The sequence below is a fragment of the Asprobacillus argus genome, assembly GCF_032248395.1.
Lineage (GTDB): Bacteria > Bacteroidota > Bacteroidia > Flavobacteriales > Flavobacteriaceae > Polaribacter > Polaribacter argus.
Genome location: NZ_JAVTTO010000017.1, coordinates 1 through 279, shown reverse-complemented (window position 1 = coordinate 279; position 279 = coordinate 1). Strand labels below are relative to the sequence as shown.

Genomic DNA, 279 nt, shown 5'->3' with positions numbered 1-279 from the left:
GATTGTAAATCCTCTACCAGACTTTCAGGTAACAACTCCACAGATCGTATGTAACAACGGGCCCAGTATTACCATCAGTGTAGAAAACCCTGGAGATATATATGATTATGTATGGACTGATCCTGATGGCAATACGGTTATTGGTAGTTTTGTAAACGTTGGCCCTAATCAAGGAGGACTCTATACCGTTACTGCTACAACTACTAATGGAACAGGATGTACCAGAACTAGAACCATACAAGTAAATGAATCTATCATTGCAACCATCACACAAGATGA

General features: G+C 39.8%; 1 protein-coding gene. It reads left to right on the top strand.

The window, feature by feature from the left end:
- A partial coding sequence (locus tag RQM59_RS14400) for a PKD domain-containing protein (protein ID WP_349242817.1) occupies positions 1-279 on the top strand: 279 nt, incomplete at both ends.